Source organism: Rothia sp. (in: high G+C Gram-positive bacteria) (assembly GCF_030540545.1).
Classification (GTDB): domain Bacteria; phylum Actinomycetota; class Actinomycetes; order Actinomycetales; family Micrococcaceae; genus Rothia.
Window position 1 is genome coordinate 13,271 of the sequence record NZ_JAUNVZ010000011.1, and the last position, 14,149, is coordinate 27,419.

The window sequence follows — 14,149 nt, forward strand, 5'->3', positions numbered from 1 at the left end:
ATATGAGGAGACAAAGATGACTCAACCCCCTCCCTCATTCGAGGTCAACGCCTTCGACGCATACCGTCAGGCAGAGTCCGTCCCGTCTGATACCCAGGCGATTTACATTCAGGAAGGCGGCAAAACCAAGGGTGGTTTGTTCGACACCCCCGGCAAGCACCCGAAGATTCTGCGCCTTCAGGAAATCATGATCGTTTCCGCGCTGCTGTGCTTTATCCACGCGCTGATCGCAACCTTCGCCGGAGACGCCGTCAAGCCCCTGCCGGGTCTGCCCAGCCTGGGACCGGCATACGGCATTGTCCTGCTGGTGGTCAGCCTGGCAATCTACGGCCTGGTGTACTTCACCATTCAGGGCGGTAAGCGTATCGGTCTGACCGTGGGCCTGGTTTTCGCGATTATCGGTGCATTTGTGGCGATTCTGGCGCTGATTGGATCCACCGTTGAAACTAAGCAGTTCGGTTTCCTGACCCTGTACGTACCCTGGTTCGTGGTCAATGTGCTGTGGATTCGCGCAGCATTTGACCCCGAGGTCAAGGCAAACCTGGTCTAAACCCTAGACGACACCGAAAACCGGTGCTCTCTTATCACAGAGAGCACCGGTTTTTGCGTACCTGCGCTCACACCCGCACTTACTCCGGCACAGGCATACAAGACCCACCTGACCGATAGTCGCAAACCCGGTAGAATAGAGGAGAGTGGGTCTAAGAGACCCGAAAGATAAAGCTACAACCCCAAAGACTAAAAGAGAGTAGCAATGACCGAAACCGCAGCGGCAGCACCCGATAACGGTAGCTCCAAGAGTATCCTCGAGCGCCTTGCTCGGGTGCTGGTTGAAAACCCCGAAGAGGGTCTTGACATTGTCCGAGAAGCCTTCGAGCAGGAAAGCGAGCGCGCAGCAGCTCTAATCCAGACCGAAGCAGAAAACTTTGAACGCCTCAAAGAAATCCGCCTGGATTTCTTCGGCGATAAGGGCTCGCTCTCCCTAGCTAATAAGCAGATGCGCGAAGTGGACAACGCGCACAAGAAGAATATCGGCAAGTTCCTGGGCCAGGCACGCGCCAACCTAAACAAGCTGCTGGATGAGCGCACCGCACAGCTTGAAGCCGAGCGCGAGGCGCGCATCCTGGTAGAAGAAGCCGTGGACGTCACCGCCACCACCCCCCGCCGCTTCATCGGCGGCCGCCACCCCATCTCCCTCATGAAGGAAAAGCTGACCGATATTTTCGTCGGCATGGGTTGGGAAGTTGCCGACGGCCCCGAGCTGGAATCCGAATGGTACAACTTCGACGCGCTGAACATTAAGCCCGACCATCCGGCACGCGAAATGCAGGACACCTTCTACGTAGAGCCTCGCGCCGCTCACCTGCTGCTGCGTACCCACACCTCCCCGGTGCAGATGCGCACCATGCGCTCGCGCGATCTGCCCCTGTACATTGTCTGCCCCGGTCAGGTGTACCGCACCGACGAGCTGGACGCCACCCACACCCCGGTCTTCCACCAGATTGAAGGCCTGGCAGTGGATAAGGGCCTGACCATGGCTGATTTGAAGGGCACCCTGGAATACATGGCACGCGCTATGTTCGGCGAAGAAGCAAAGATTCGCCTGCGCCCGAACTTCTTCCCCTTCACCGAGCCCAGCGCCGAGCTGGATTTGTGGCACCCGGGCGCTAAGGGCGGCCCGCGCTGGATCGAATGGGGTGGCTGCGGTATGGTCAACCCCAATGTGCTGCGCGCAGCCGGCATTGACCCGGAAGAGTACTCGGGCTTTGCCTTCGGTATGGGTATTGAACGCACCCTGATGTTCCGTAATAATGTCGCCGATATGCACGATATGGTCGAAGGCGATGTGCGTTTCTCTGAACAGTTTGGAATGGAGATCTAAAAATGCGAGTACCCCTTTCGTGGTTGCGCGAGTTCGCGCCCGTTCCTGAAACTGCAGAGGAACTGATGGCTGACCTGGTCAAGGTCGGTCTGGAAGAAGAAGATATTCACCGCCCCGCCGATGAGCTGCGCGGCCCCATTGTGGTCGGTCAGGTGCTCTCTATGGAGCCCGAAACCCACTCCAATGGCAAGACCGTGAACTGGTGCCAGGTGCGCGTGGTTCCGGAGGGCCAGGAGCAGACTCTGACCGGTAAGGGCATTGAGCCCAGCGGCGTGCAGGGCATTATTTGCGGTGCCCACAATTTCAAGCCCGGCGACAAGGTAGTAGTGACCCTGCCCGGCGCTATGCTGCCCGGTGGTTTTGAAATCACCGCGCGTAAGACCTACGGTCACAAGTCTGCAGGTATGATCGCCTCGGTGCGTGAGCTGGGTATTGGCGAGGACCAGGGCGGCATTCTGGTGCTCTCGGAGATCGGTCTGGATCCCGAGCTGGGCACTGACGCTATGGAGCTGCTGGGCCTGTACGAAGAAGCAGCTGAAGTGAACGTGACCCCCGACCGCGGTTACGCCTTCTCCCTGCGCGGTATTGCCCGCGAGTTCTGCCACGCAACCGAGCGCCCCTTCCACGATTTCGTGGAGGATTACGCTGCTCGTGCACCTCAGGCTAATGGCTCCGGCTACCCGGTTGAGCTGGATAATTCTGTAGAGCTCAACGGCAAGCCCGGCACCACTCGCTTTGTGACCCGCCTGGTCAAGGGCGTGAATGCTTCGGCACCGACTCCTCCGTGGATGGCTGCGCGCCTGCGCCTTGCTGGTGTTCGCTCCGTCTCCCTGCCGGTGGATATCTCCAACTACGTCATGCTGGAGACCGGTCAGCCCCTGCACTTCTACGATGCGGATAAGCTCAACGGTACCCTGGTTGCTCGTCGCGCGGCGGCGGGCGAGAAGCTGACCACCCTGGATGAGGTTGAGCGTGAGCTCACCGAGCAGGACCTGGTTATTGCGGATGCTTCCGGCCCGATTGGTCTGGCTGGTGTGATGGGCGGTGCCTCCACCGAGGTGTCGGACTCCACCGTCAATATTGTGGTTGAGGCCGCTCGTTTTGATGAGGTGTCCATTGCTCGCACCGCTCGCCGTCACAAGCTGATTTCTGAGGCGTCCAAGCGTTTTGAGCGTGGCGTGGATGCTCAGCTTCAGGCAGCGGCTGCTCAGCGTGCGGTGGAGCTGCTGGTTGAGCTGGCTGGCGGTACCGCTGAGGAGGGCGTGACTGATGTGGCGCTGCCCTATGAACCGACCGTTATTTTCCTGCCCGAGGGCTACACCGCATCCCGTATTGGTGTGGACTACACCCCCGAGCAGATCCAGTCGACCCTGAGCGAAATTGGCTGCGTGGTTGAGCGTGTTGACTCCGGTTACCGCGTGACTGTGCCCTCCTGGCGTACCGATCTGCTGGCGAAGGAAGATCTGACCGAGGAAGTAGCTCGTATTGACGGCTACGATAATATTCCTTCGCGTCTGCCTTCGGCTCCGGCTGGCCGCGGCTACACCCCCGAGCAGGTGGCTTACCGCCGCGTGCTGGACTCCCTGGCTTCCTCCGGTATGACCGAGGTCTTCGCGTACCCCTTCGTGTCGGCGGACGCTAATAACCTCTGGTCTAGCCCCGATGCGGATGTTCAGGTTCCCTCTGTTCGCCTGGAGAACCCGATTTCTTCCGAGCAGGGTTGGATGCGCCGCTCGCTGCTGCCGGGTCTGGTGGATGTGCTCAAGCGCAATATTTCCCGCGGTTTTAAGAACCTGGCAATCTACGAGTCCGGTCGTGTATTCCTGCCCGGTGAGCGCCTGGGTAGCGATAGCATTCCCGCCTTTGGCGTGACCCCGGATGAGTCGGTTCTGGATGAGATCAACGCCGGTATTCCCGCTCAGCCCGTGTACGTTTCGGGTCTGTTCGCAGGTGCCGAGCACGAGCCCATGCCGCATGTTCAGGCGCGCCCCTACGACTGGCGCGACGCGGTGGATGCCGCTCGTCTGGTCGGTTACGCACTGGGCGTTGAGGTTGTGGTGACTCAGGGCGCGCATCAGGCGTTCCACCCGGGTCGTACCGCAACTTTGCGCACCGTGACCGGTGAGCTGATTGGTTACGCCGGTGAGCTGCACCCCAAGCTGCTGCAGACCCTGAACCTGCCCGAGCGCGTGTGCGCCTTCGAACTGGATCTGGATGCTCTCTTCACATCCCGCACCGGTGTGCCCCAGGCGTCCCCGATTTACGGCTACCCGGCGGCAACCCAGGATGTGGCGCTGATTGTTGATGAGGCAATCCCGGCTGCCGATATTGCGCATGCTCTGCGTGAGGGCGCCGGCGAGCTGCTGGAGCATATTCAGGTCTTCGATGATTACCGCGGTAAGGGTATTGACGAGGGCAAGAAGTCCCTGGCGTTTGCTCTGCGTTTCCGTGCACCGGATCGCACTCTGACCGCTGAGGAGGCGTCGGCTTCTCGTGAGGCAGCTGTTGCTAATGCTGCTGCTCTCTACGGTGCAATCGCTCGCGTCTAGTCTCTTACGCGTTTAGCCCGTTTAAGTACGTTTAGCCCAGTAATACCTGGGCTAAACGTGCTTAAACGGGCTTTGGTCTATATATTCTCAGCGCAGTATTTCCTCTTTACGCCCTAGCCAGGTACCCTAGAGAAGGTAAGACTGAGAACGGAAGAGGCTATGGCTGAGCGCGATCTAGAATACGAAGAATTAGAATACGAAGAATACGAGACCGAAGAGAACGCTCGTTTCTTTGAGCTGCGCGAAGAAGCAGAAGACTTCGAAGACCGCCCCCGCATTAACTGGGGCTCCGTCGCCGCCGTCATTCTCTCCATTATCCTGGCGATCTTCCTGAGCATTACCGGTATCCGTTCCCTCTCCCAGGCGAGCGAAGACGCACCCTACGCCGGCAAGAGCTGGGTTATCTCCGGCACCTATAGTGATATGACCACCTCCTTGGATACCAAGGAATACGTGGGCGTGTACAAGGGTACCCTGCCGCAGGATGACCGCATGAACGGCGCCACCTTCAAATCCAATGTGAAGGATAAGAAGCAGGTTACCGCCGGCGAGCAGGTCGAGTTCCTGGGTACTCAGGTGGGCGAAATCCCCGCCGATTTTGAGAAGGAAGCCGACGCGCTGCTGGTCAAGAGCGGCGACACCCTGGAGGTTGTGCGCACCGGTAAGAAGGGTAGCGTGAACCTGGTGACCGACGGTAGCGTGGCGGGAGCCTACACCGTGGGTTGGGGTTCGGTGCTTGGCGCCGTGCTGGTGCTGATCTTCGGTATTGGTGGCGCTATCTGGTGGCACCGCCGCACTGCTCCCGTCTACGATGAGGACGAGTACGAAGATGAGCCCTACGAAGAGTACGAGGAAGAAGAACTCGACGAGGAAGATAGCCAAGAGCGCCCCTAATCCTCTGAGACTCTATAACTCATCATGACTTTATAGCCTAAAGCCCCGGTAACGGTAGAGACCGTTATCGGGGCTTTGCTCTACCCGGCACTTTGCTGTGTTTGAGAGTTTTCAGCCCGGTTCTTCTGCGTAGCTGCCGGTTTGGTTGACCAGCACTTTTCTACCCGCCCGCCACCGCTAAGAGTCTGCAGGGTATTCACCTCTGACCTATGCAGTAGAGTCTATGCAGTAGAGCATAACTTGAGCGTGTTCGACTCCATTTTTAGAGCGTATTCTTTGGTTTCACTAAACTTTTTGTCCGCTTTTCGCCCTTCTAAGGTGCATAAAGCACTCGGGCGGTGCATAATTGTGTAGGGAAGAGGTGCGGTCACGCGCTTGTTCACCAACACAGACATGCTCAACGTATAAGAGTAGGAACACCGGTATGGCTTTTCCCTCCACCAAGATCGCACGCCAGGCGCGCATCGTTGATATTTTGCAGTCCCAGCGCGTGCGCTCCCAGTCGGAGCTTGCGCAGCTGCTCAAGGACGACGGAATGATTGTTACCCAGGCGACGCTATCGCGTGACCTGGTCGAAATTGGTGCGGAGCGTATTCGCGACGACAGTAGCGGTCTGATTTACGCCGTGCCGAACACCCCCTCGCGCCGTAGCGGCTCCGACGAGCCGGATGCGCGCGTCATGTCTCTGTTCCGCGAGCTGCTGATTACCGCGCAGGGATCGGCGAACCTGACCGTGCTGCGCACCCCTCCGGGAGCAGCTCAGTTCCTGGCTTCTGCCATCGATCAGAATAACCTGACCCGTATCCTGGGTACCATTGCAGGTGATGACACCGTTTTGGTGATTGCACGCGACCCCGAGGGTGGCGAGGCTCTGGCTGAGGAGTTCCTCTCCTGGTCTGCATCTACCAGTGCATCTCAAGCTTAAGTGATAGGCGCCGCCGTCCGAGTCTGGACGGCGGCGCTATTGCGTGCGCTCCCAATGTTGTCGGGGCGCAGATAACCGATTGAAAGGATAGATATGTCGCACCGAAGCGAAAACTCCGAGACCCCCCAATCAGCTCAGCATAATATTGCCTCCCTGATTACTCAGCATGCTCAGCGTGAGCACCCGGCGCTCATCGCCCCGGCAGGGGAGAGCCAGGTATCCATTAGCTACCCGAAGCTGCTCTCCGCCGCAGCCCGAGTGCAGCTATATCTGGCAGAGCAGGGTATTGAACCCGGCGACCGTGTGGCTCTATCCATGCCCAATATTCCGCTCATGCCCGCCCTATACTACGGCATTGTGGCATCCGGCGCCCTGTGCGTGCCGCTCAACCCGCTGCTCTCCGGGGCGGAACTAACCCACCAGCTGCAGGATTCGGGCGCTAAGCTGCTGCTCGCCTGGGAGGGCACCCGCCTTGCCGATGAGGCGCCCTCCACCGTACCCGTGCGCAATGGTAGCGTGGCGGTACAGATTTTCTCTGCCGCGGCTTTTGCGCAGGCTGGCTCTCTGCTGGCTCCTTTCCACGAACCCGGCGCGCAGCTTGAGCCGGTAGCGGTTGAGCCGAATACCCCCGCCCTGATTCTGTATACCTCTGGCACCACCGGTCGAGCTAAGGGCGCGACTCTGACCCACGCTAATATCCTCTCCAATGCCCATTCCTGCGTGGACGCTTTTGAGTTCCACTCTGATGACATTGTTTTTGGCGGTCTGCCGCTCTTCCACGCCTTCGGCCAGACGGTCTCTATGAATGCGGTTTTTGCCGTGGGTGCTACCACCGCGCTACTGCCTCGTTTTGTGCCCGCCGATGCTCTTGAGCTGCTGGCAAGCGCTCGCGTGAGTGTGCTGGCAGCCGTGCCGACCATGTATCTGGCGCTGATTGCTGCCCTGGAGCAGAACCCGGAAGCGGCAGCCTCCCTGCAGGGCCAGATTCGGTTCGGTATTTCTGGCGGTGCGCCTCTGCCCGCAAGTGCCCACCACGCCCTGGATTCCCTGATTGGCTGCCCGATTTATGAGGGCTACGGGTTGAGCGAAACCTCCCCGGTGGTCTCTTTTAACCAGAAGAAATACGGGCTAAAGATCGGCTCGGTGGGTCGTGCTATTGACGGCGTGCAGGTGCAGGTGCGCGATATGGACGGCACTGTACTGCCCGCCGGGGAGACCGGTCAGCTTTGGGTTGGTGGTGAGTGCGTGATGGCTGGCTACTGGAATAACCCCCAGGCGAGCGAGACGGTATTGGATAACGGTTGGTTTGCCACCGGCGATCTTGCCCGCCTGGATGAAGAGGGTAATATCTTTATTGTGGACCGTATTAAAGATATGGTGTTGCGCAATGGCTACTCCGTTTACCCGCGCGAAGTCGAAGATGTACTCTACACTCATCCGGCTGTGGCCACCGCCGCGGTGATCGGCGTGCCCCATGAGCAGCACGGCGAAGAAGTGGTTGCAGTGATTGTGCTGCGCGAAGGCTATGACGAGCGTATTGTGCAGCCTGCCCTGGATGCGCTGGCACGCCAGCAGCTGGCAGCCTATAAGTTCCCGCGCCGCTATATTTTCGTTGACTCCATGCCCTTGGGCGCTACCGGCAAGATCCTCAAAAAGGACCTGCGGGCAAAGCTGAGCGAAAAAGAGTAGAATCGTGTGTGAAGGGTTCCTTGGCACCGCACCCGGTATGTTCAAGGAACCGACGCACCGCACGCAGACTTCCCGGCGCACAGGCCGGAAAACTGAAAGAGAGATTCATGAGCGCAACCGCGCCCGAACCCATGCAGTCCCTGATCCCTTCGGCTTGTGTGACCATTCCGGACTACCCGCACAAGGGCATCCTGTTCTACGATGTCACCACCCTTTTTGCGAATGCGGAAGTGTTCAAAGCAGCAATTGACGAACTCGCTGCCCGCTTTGAAGGCACCTACGATGTGGTCGCCGGTGTGGAGGCGCGCGGCTTCCTGCTTGCGGCAGCCCTGGGCTACGCCACCGGCAAGGGTGTCATGACCGTGCGCAAGGCAGGCAAACTGCCGCGTGAAACCTACCGCGAAGAGTACTCCCTGGAGTACGGCACCGCAGCGGTTGAGATTCACTGCAATGATTTTGAACCGGGCACTCGCGTGCTGCTGCTGGACGATATCCTGGCAACCGGCGGCACCCTGGTCGCCTCGGCTAAGCTGGTTGAGCGTGCGGGCCTGAAGGTCGCGGGCGCCGCAGCACTGCTGGAGCTGGATGGCCTGGGCGGTCGCGAAGCTCTGGAAGGCAAGTATCGCGTGGAGAGCCTGAGTATTGTCTCTGAGTAGCTCTCACATCTAGGTTATTGAAGCGTCCATCCCGTTCGCGCGGGGTGGACGCTTTTATTTCGCTCCATTGAGTTAACTCAGGTAAAATTATGTACCTTAGTTTTCAATCAATCCAAGGAGCGCACATGAGCCAGGAACATCAGGACAAAGACCTGTCCCACGCCGCAGAACAGGCATACGCCCGCGAACTGGCCACCGAACGCGAATACGTCGCCCGAGTCTATGACCGACTGGACCAGCTGCGCGAAGAAACCCAGCAGAAACTTGCCAATGTGCGCAAAAACGAAGTGGGCAGCGGCCACCAAAACCGCTCCGAACGCGACTCCTTCGCCACCCACTACGAAGACCGCCTGGCACAGCTGAACTCCGTAGACTCACGCCTGGTCTTCGGCCGCCTGGATATGCGCCGCGACGGTCAGGACTTCACCCGCTATATTGGTCGCATTGGTATTGCCGACGAGGCGCAGCAGCGCCTGCTCATGGACTGGCGCGCGCCCGAAGCCGGCACCTTCTACCAGGCAACCGCCTTCACGCCCATGGGGGTGCGCCGCCGCCGTCACCTCATGCTTGAAGATCGCACCGTGGCAAATATCGAAGATGACGTTTTTGATGAGCAGATGCTCACCGACGCCGACGAACTGCACGGTGAGGGTGCCCTGCTGGCTGCGCTGAACCAGAAGCGTACCGGCCGCATGGGCGATATTGTCGCCACCATCCAGGCGGAGCAGGATAAGATTATCCGCTCCGAACTGCCCGGCGTGCGTGTGGTTCAGGGCGGCCCCGGTACCGGTAAAACCGCCGTGGCACTACACCGAGCAGCTTACCTGCTCTACACCAACCGCGAACGCCTGGCGAAGGCTGGCGTGCTCGTGGTTGGTCCCTCCAACTCTTTCATGTGGTACATTGAGCGCGTGCTGCCCTCCCTGGGTGAAACCGGCGTGGTCATGGCATCCCTGGCGACCCTTTACCCGGGTCTGCACGCCGTGCCCGAAGAGAATCGCGCCGTTGCAGCCCTGAAGGGTGATCTGCGCATGGCTAAGGTTATCGCCCGCGCCGTCAAGGACCGTCAGAAGATCCCCACCGAGGTGCAGAAGCTCGACGTTGAAGGCACCGAGGTGGAGCTGACCCCCGATATGGTGCGTCACGCCCGTTCCCGCGCCCGTGCCACCGGCAAGCCGCACAATGAGGCACGCGAAACCTTCGTGAAAATCCTCCTCAAGGACCTCACCGCAGCCCTGGACGCAAAGCTCAACGAGGCAGCCGGCCATGTGGTCGACCGCCCCTACCTGCAGGAAGATGTTCGTTCCTCCTTGGATGTGCGCCGCGCCTTGAACCTGGCATGGATGCCCATCTCCCCGGAGACCCTGCTGCGCTCGCTCTACTCCAAGGATCACTACCTGCAGTCCGCCGCGCGTTCGCTTAAGCCGCAGGAACGCGAACTGCTGCGCCGTGACGCATCCGAACCCTTTACCGAAGCGGATGTGCCCCTGCTCGATGAGGCAGCCGAGCTGCTGGGTGACTTCTCCAAGGTTACCGGTGCCGCCGCGGCAGCCCGCGCCGCCGCAGAGCACCAGCGTAACCTGGAGAACGCAACCAAGACCCTGGATAACGTGAACCAGTCCCTGGCGGATATCGGTCTGGACGGTGTGCTGACCGCAGCGCAGATTGCTGCCATGAACGAGGTCACCCAGAACCGTATGACCGCAGCCGAAGCGGCAGCATCCGACCGCACCTGGGCATACGGCCACGTGGTCATTGACGAGGCTCAGGAACTCTCTCCCATGCAATGGCGACTGCTCATGCGCCGCTGCCCCATGAAGTCCTTCACCGTGGTGGGTGATATTGCCCAGGCATCCAGCGCCGCCGCGGCAACCAGCTGGGCGCAGGCACTCGAACCCTTCGTGGGGGAGCGCTTTAGCCTGGATGAGCTGACCATTAACTACCGTACCCCGGCACAGATTGCCGATGCGGCGGTAGCGGTCGCGCGCGCAGCCGGCTACGAACTGGCTGCTCCCCGTGCCGTACGCGAAGGCAATTGGGCACCCTTGATTCACGAGGTTGCGCCGGAGGAAGTTATTGAACGAACCGTGCAGGCAGTGAGTGAAGAAGTGCACTCCTCCGGCGGCGCCCTGATCGGTGTCATCGCCCCGCCCGAGCACTACCTGCAGGTAGCCGCTGCCGTGGCACGCGCCCACTCCGATAAGGTCGGCACCAGCGAAAACGCCCTGGAAAACCAGGTGCTCGTGCTCACTCCCTGGGAAGCTAAGGGCCTGGAATTTGACGTGGTGATTATTGTCGAACCGCAGCAGCTGATCGACAATGCAGACGGTGCTGTGGGTGACCTCTACGTGTCGATGACTCGCCCCACCCAGCGTTTGCACCTGGTCGGCTCGCGTATGCCTGCAGGTCTGGAGCAGAGCGCATAAGCTCCCGAGATAACCGAGTCTAAGACCCGCGACACTACGCGTGTCGGGTGAATATTTGCTAGGATTAACGGTGTGTGCCCACAGAGCACACACCGTTATTTCTACACCTCATAGGAGAAAAATGTCTGCCGACATCCTCAATGCGCAGCACAATGACGATACCTTCGAGAACATTTGGCAGGAGCTCAAATGGCGCGGCCTGGTGCACGTAAGCACCGACGAAGAGGCACTCGAAAAAGCACTGAGCGATGAAAGCCTGACCTTCTATACCGGTTACGACCCCACCGCAGCATCCTTGCACCTGGGCCACCTCGTGCAGCTGCTGGTCATGCGTCGCCTGCAGCTTGCAGGTCACAACCCCATCGGTCTGGTGGGTGGCATGACCGGTCTGATTGGTGACCCCCGTCAGACCAGCGAACGTGTGCTGAACTCTCCCGAGGTTGTGGCGGAATGGGTCAAGTCCCTGCGCTCGCAGATTGAACGCTACCTCTCCTTCGAGGGTGAGCACGCAGCGCGCATGGTGAACAACCTCGACTGGGGTGGCCAGCTCTCCGCACTGGACTTTTTGCGTACCATCGGTAAGAACTTCCGCGTAGGTACCATGATTAAGAAGGAAATCGTGGCAAAGCGCCTGAACTCTGACGAGGGTATTTCCTACACCGAGTTCTCTTACCAGATTCTGCAGGGTATGGACTTCTTGGAGCTCAACCGCCAGTACAATTGCACCCTGCAGACCGGCGGTTCCGACCAGTGGGGTAACCTCACCAGCGGTACCGAGCTGATCCGCAAGGTTGAGGGCAAGAGCGTGCACGCAATCGGTACCCCGCTGATTACTAACTCTGACGGCACCAAGTTCGGCAAGAGCGAGGGTAACGCTATTTGGCTCAACCCCGAGATGACCTCCCCCTACTCCTTCTACCAGTTCTGGCTGAACACTGCCGATGCGGATGTACTGGATCGTCTGAAGGTCTTCACCTTCCTGACCCGTGCAGAGATTGCAGAGTATGGCGAAAAGGTTGAGGCTGAGCCCTTCAAGCGTGAGGCGCAGAAGCGTCTGGCGTACGAGGTGACCTCCCTGGTGCACGGTGCCGAGGCGGCGCAGCAGGCTATTGCAGCCTCCGAGGCGCTCTTCGGTAAGGGTGATTTTGCGGCTCTGGACGCATCCACTCTGCTTTCCGTGATCGCGGAGCTGCCGAATGCTGAACTGAAGGCTGATGAGCTGGGTATGATTTCTGTGCTCACTGCAACCGGTCTGGCAGCTTCCAACTCCGAGGCTCGCCGAATCCTCAAGGAAGGCGGCGCATCTGTCAACGGTGTGAAGGTCTCCGGTGAAGATGCTGTTATTTCCGTTGATGAGCTGCTGCACGGCAAGTACGCTATTGTGCGTCGCGGTAAGAAGGCAATGGCTGGTATTACTCTTGCTTAGTCCTCTCGATTCATAGCTATGAGTCGAAGCACCGGTGAACGATGGCTCATCTATTAGCTGATTGGGTCAGTGATAGTTTGAAGCTGGATATTCGATAGCATTCCAGACACTAAAAGGTCTGAAAGATATACATCTATGTGTGTCTTTCAGACCTTTTACTTTTACCCAATCCGGCTAGGCTGCGGTCAGCAATCCGGCAAGGCTACGGCTGGCTATCCGGCAAGGCTACGGTCGGCAATCCGGCTATGCTGTGGCTAAAACACCCGCATGGGATGAGCCTCTTTAGCCCAGGTAAAAGACAATCGCAAGTGCTCTCGAAAACGCTACTCCCTGGGGCTCGTCCCATGCGTTAGGTAATCGACTCGAATACCTAACGCATGGGACGCTGTCCTGGTGAATGATTTTTAGACCTACCCTTTCACCTCGCGAATAGTATTTTTCGTCGCGAGGGGTGTCTTCCCTCGCGACGAAAAATACTATTCGCGACGCGGGGAGGAAACCTAAAACAATCAAGAAAACGTGAGAAACCTCTGGAATACAGCCACCCTGAAGCCGGGAAGCTAATCACGAAACCCGTGCGCGAACGCCCTTCTCTCGTGCTACGACTATACCTAGAAAAGCCTCTGCTCTCGCCTCCAACTCACAAACGCAACCATAAGCACAAATGCTCTTTACTCAAACCGTGACCCAGCCTCGGGAACTCAGAACTCACATACGTCAGTCTCAAACCTAGACAATATCCTCATTGATATAGACGTATACGTGTTGATCATTCCAGATACCGTTGTCGTAGAGGAATGATCGTCGAATACCTTCGAGTTCAAATCCTGCTTTGGCTAGTAGTGATCGAGAAGCTAGGTTGTCCTCGTAGGTGTATGCCTCTAAGCGTCGAATACTCAGCTCTGGCATTCGTTCAATTGCAGCTTGTAGCGCAGCGTACCCGTATCCTTTGCGCCATTGGTGATTGTGTATTTGGTATCCGAGTTCTGCCCATTTGAGATCTGTGTCGAGAATATTGATGGATACCATGCCGAGGTGTTCATGTGTGAGGCTCGAGAAGATGCCGAGAATATATTCTTCATGTGCCTGTGCACGGGTGGCGTGGTATCGGATCATGGCGGCGTAGGTGTCGATGCTTGCGTGCGCCATGTCGATTGCTCCTTCATCGTATGGATGCTGGGAGGGAAGGCGCTTGGCGTAGCCTGTGTACCATGCGGGGTAGTCTTCGAGTGTGAGTGGGCGTAGGGTGATAGATGCTGGGGTGTTGTTCATGGTTTCATCATAGGGCAGAAGAGTGGGGAGCTTCTCTGCGTATCTGTTGCTCTCTAGGGGAGCAGGGAGTATAGGGCAGGGGAGTAGGGCATCGGGCTTTTGATACCTGTAGATAGGGCGGAAGATCCCTCTCAGAAGCCCCTAATCCGCTCTTAGAGGGCTGTCCCCAGGCTGCTTGGAGGGATTTTTGAGAAAATATGAAGAATTTTTTGGGCTGTTTTCCCTTGATTTTCCGGGGTTTTCTCAGAAAAAACCCCTACGATGTGAGTAGGGATACCCTGTTTTGGGTTGCGTGGGGTCTGGAAACCCCGTATAGTTATATGAGTCGCCGCGAGACGGTGACGAAAATTGAAAATAACCTTCCTGGTTGATTCGCCTAGTTGTGGTGTTGATGTTGGGTGTGGTTTGTTGCTTGAGAACTCAATAGTGT

General features: G+C 58.3%; 11 protein-coding genes. 9 read left to right on the forward strand and 2 right to left on the reverse strand.

The window, feature by feature from the left end; all coding sequences use genetic code 11:
• The first annotated feature begins 16 nt into the window (after positions 1 to 16).
• The 9 genes from Q4P78_RS08455 to tyrS all read left to right on the forward strand — a co-directional run bounded on the left by Q4P78_RS08455 (position 17) and on the right by tyrS (position 12,447).
• Entirely contained in the window at positions 17 to 550 is a 534-nt protein-coding gene (locus tag Q4P78_RS08455) for an ABC transporter ATPase (RefSeq protein ID WP_303339939.1), read from the forward strand.
• Between the two features lie 204 nt (positions 551 to 754).
• A complete protein-coding gene (gene pheS, locus Q4P78_RS08460; RefSeq protein WP_303339940.1) occupies positions 755 to 1,882 on the forward strand; it encodes a phenylalanine--tRNA ligase subunit alpha in 1,128 nt (375 codons plus the stop codon).
• 2 nt (positions 1,883 to 1,884) lie between these two features.
• Positions 1,885 to 4,431: a phenylalanine--tRNA ligase subunit beta gene (gene pheT / locus Q4P78_RS08465; RefSeq protein ID WP_303339941.1), complete on the forward strand. Its 2,547-nt coding sequence runs from the start codon at positions 1,885 to 1,887 to the stop codon at positions 4,429 to 4,431.
• A gap of 159 nt (positions 4,432 to 4,590) precedes the next feature.
• Complete coding sequence (locus Q4P78_RS08470; protein WP_303339942.1) at positions 4,591 to 5,325, forward strand: hypothetical protein; 735 nt, start codon at positions 4,591 to 4,593, stop codon at positions 5,323 to 5,325.
• A 424-nt stretch (positions 5,326 to 5,749) separates the two neighbouring features.
• Positions 5,750 to 6,250, forward strand: coding sequence for an arginine repressor (locus Q4P78_RS08475; protein WP_303339943.1), 501 nt, complete (start codon positions 5,750 to 5,752; stop codon positions 6,248 to 6,250).
• A 93-nt stretch (positions 6,251 to 6,343) separates the two neighbouring features.
• Positions 6,344 to 7,939 (forward strand): AMP-binding protein, encoded by a 1,596-nt coding sequence (locus tag Q4P78_RS08480; RefSeq protein ID WP_303339944.1) that lies wholly within the window; start codon positions 6,344 to 6,346, stop codon positions 7,937 to 7,939.
• Between the two features lie 107 nt (positions 7,940 to 8,046).
• Positions 8,047 to 8,595, forward strand: a complete 549-nt coding sequence (locus Q4P78_RS08485; protein WP_303339945.1) for an adenine phosphoribosyltransferase — start codon at positions 8,047 to 8,049, stop codon at positions 8,593 to 8,595.
• A 125-nt stretch (positions 8,596 to 8,720) separates the two neighbouring features.
• The gene (locus Q4P78_RS08490; protein WP_303339946.1) at positions 8,721 to 11,021 is read left to right on the forward strand and encodes an AAA family ATPase; all 2,301 of its coding nucleotides are present in this window, start codon (positions 8,721 to 8,723) and stop codon (positions 11,019 to 11,021) included.
• Positions 11,022 to 11,142: 121 nt separating this feature from the next.
• Complete coding sequence (gene tyrS, locus Q4P78_RS08495; RefSeq protein ID WP_303339947.1) at positions 11,143 to 12,447, forward strand: tyrosine--tRNA ligase; 1,305 nt, start codon at positions 11,143 to 11,145, stop codon at positions 12,445 to 12,447.
• Positions 12,448 to 13,176: 729 nt separating this feature from the next.
• Here tyrS and Q4P78_RS08500 read toward each other — a convergent pair.
• Together Q4P78_RS08500 and Q4P78_RS08505 are read right to left on the reverse strand one after the other, a co-directional pair.
• A complete protein-coding gene (locus Q4P78_RS08500) occupies positions 13,177 to 13,719 on the reverse strand; it encodes a GNAT family N-acetyltransferase (protein ID WP_303339948.1) in 543 nt (180 codons plus the stop codon).
• 152 nt (positions 13,720 to 13,871) lie between these two features.
• Positions 13,872 to 14,149 (reverse strand): hypothetical protein (locus Q4P78_RS08505; protein WP_303339949.1); only part of this gene is annotated, 278 nt, incomplete at its 5' end.

Excerpts from the sequence above, each read along its gene's own strand:
- Q4P78_RS08485 (WP_303339945.1), top strand. The coding sequence starts at position 8,047 with ATGAGCGCAACCGCGCCCGAACCCATGCAGTCCCTGATCCCTTCGGCT.
- pheT (WP_303339941.1), top strand. The coding sequence starts at position 1,885 with ATGCGAGTACCCCTTTCGTGGTTGCGCGAGTTCGCGCCCGTTCCTGAA.
- Q4P78_RS08500 (WP_303339948.1), bottom strand. The coding sequence starts at position 13,719 with ATGAACAACACCCCAGCATCTATCACCCTACGCCCACTCACACTCGAA.
- Q4P78_RS08490 (WP_303339946.1), top strand. The coding sequence starts at position 8,721 with ATGAGCCAGGAACATCAGGACAAAGACCTGTCCCACGCCGCAGAACAG.
- Q4P78_RS08475 (WP_303339943.1), top strand. The coding sequence starts at position 5,750 with ATGGCTTTTCCCTCCACCAAGATCGCACGCCAGGCGCGCATCGTTGAT.
- pheS (WP_303339940.1), top strand. The coding sequence starts at position 755 with ATGACCGAAACCGCAGCGGCAGCACCCGATAACGGTAGCTCCAAGAGT.
- tyrS (WP_303339947.1), top strand. The coding sequence starts at position 11,143 with ATGTCTGCCGACATCCTCAATGCGCAGCACAATGACGATACCTTCGAG.
- Q4P78_RS08455 (WP_303339939.1), top strand. The coding sequence starts at position 17 with ATGACTCAACCCCCTCCCTCATTCGAGGTCAACGCCTTCGACGCATAC.
- Q4P78_RS08480 (WP_303339944.1), top strand. The coding sequence starts at position 6,344 with ATGTCGCACCGAAGCGAAAACTCCGAGACCCCCCAATCAGCTCAGCAT.
- Q4P78_RS08470 (WP_303339942.1), top strand. The coding sequence starts at position 4,591 with ATGGCTGAGCGCGATCTAGAATACGAAGAATTAGAATACGAAGAATAC.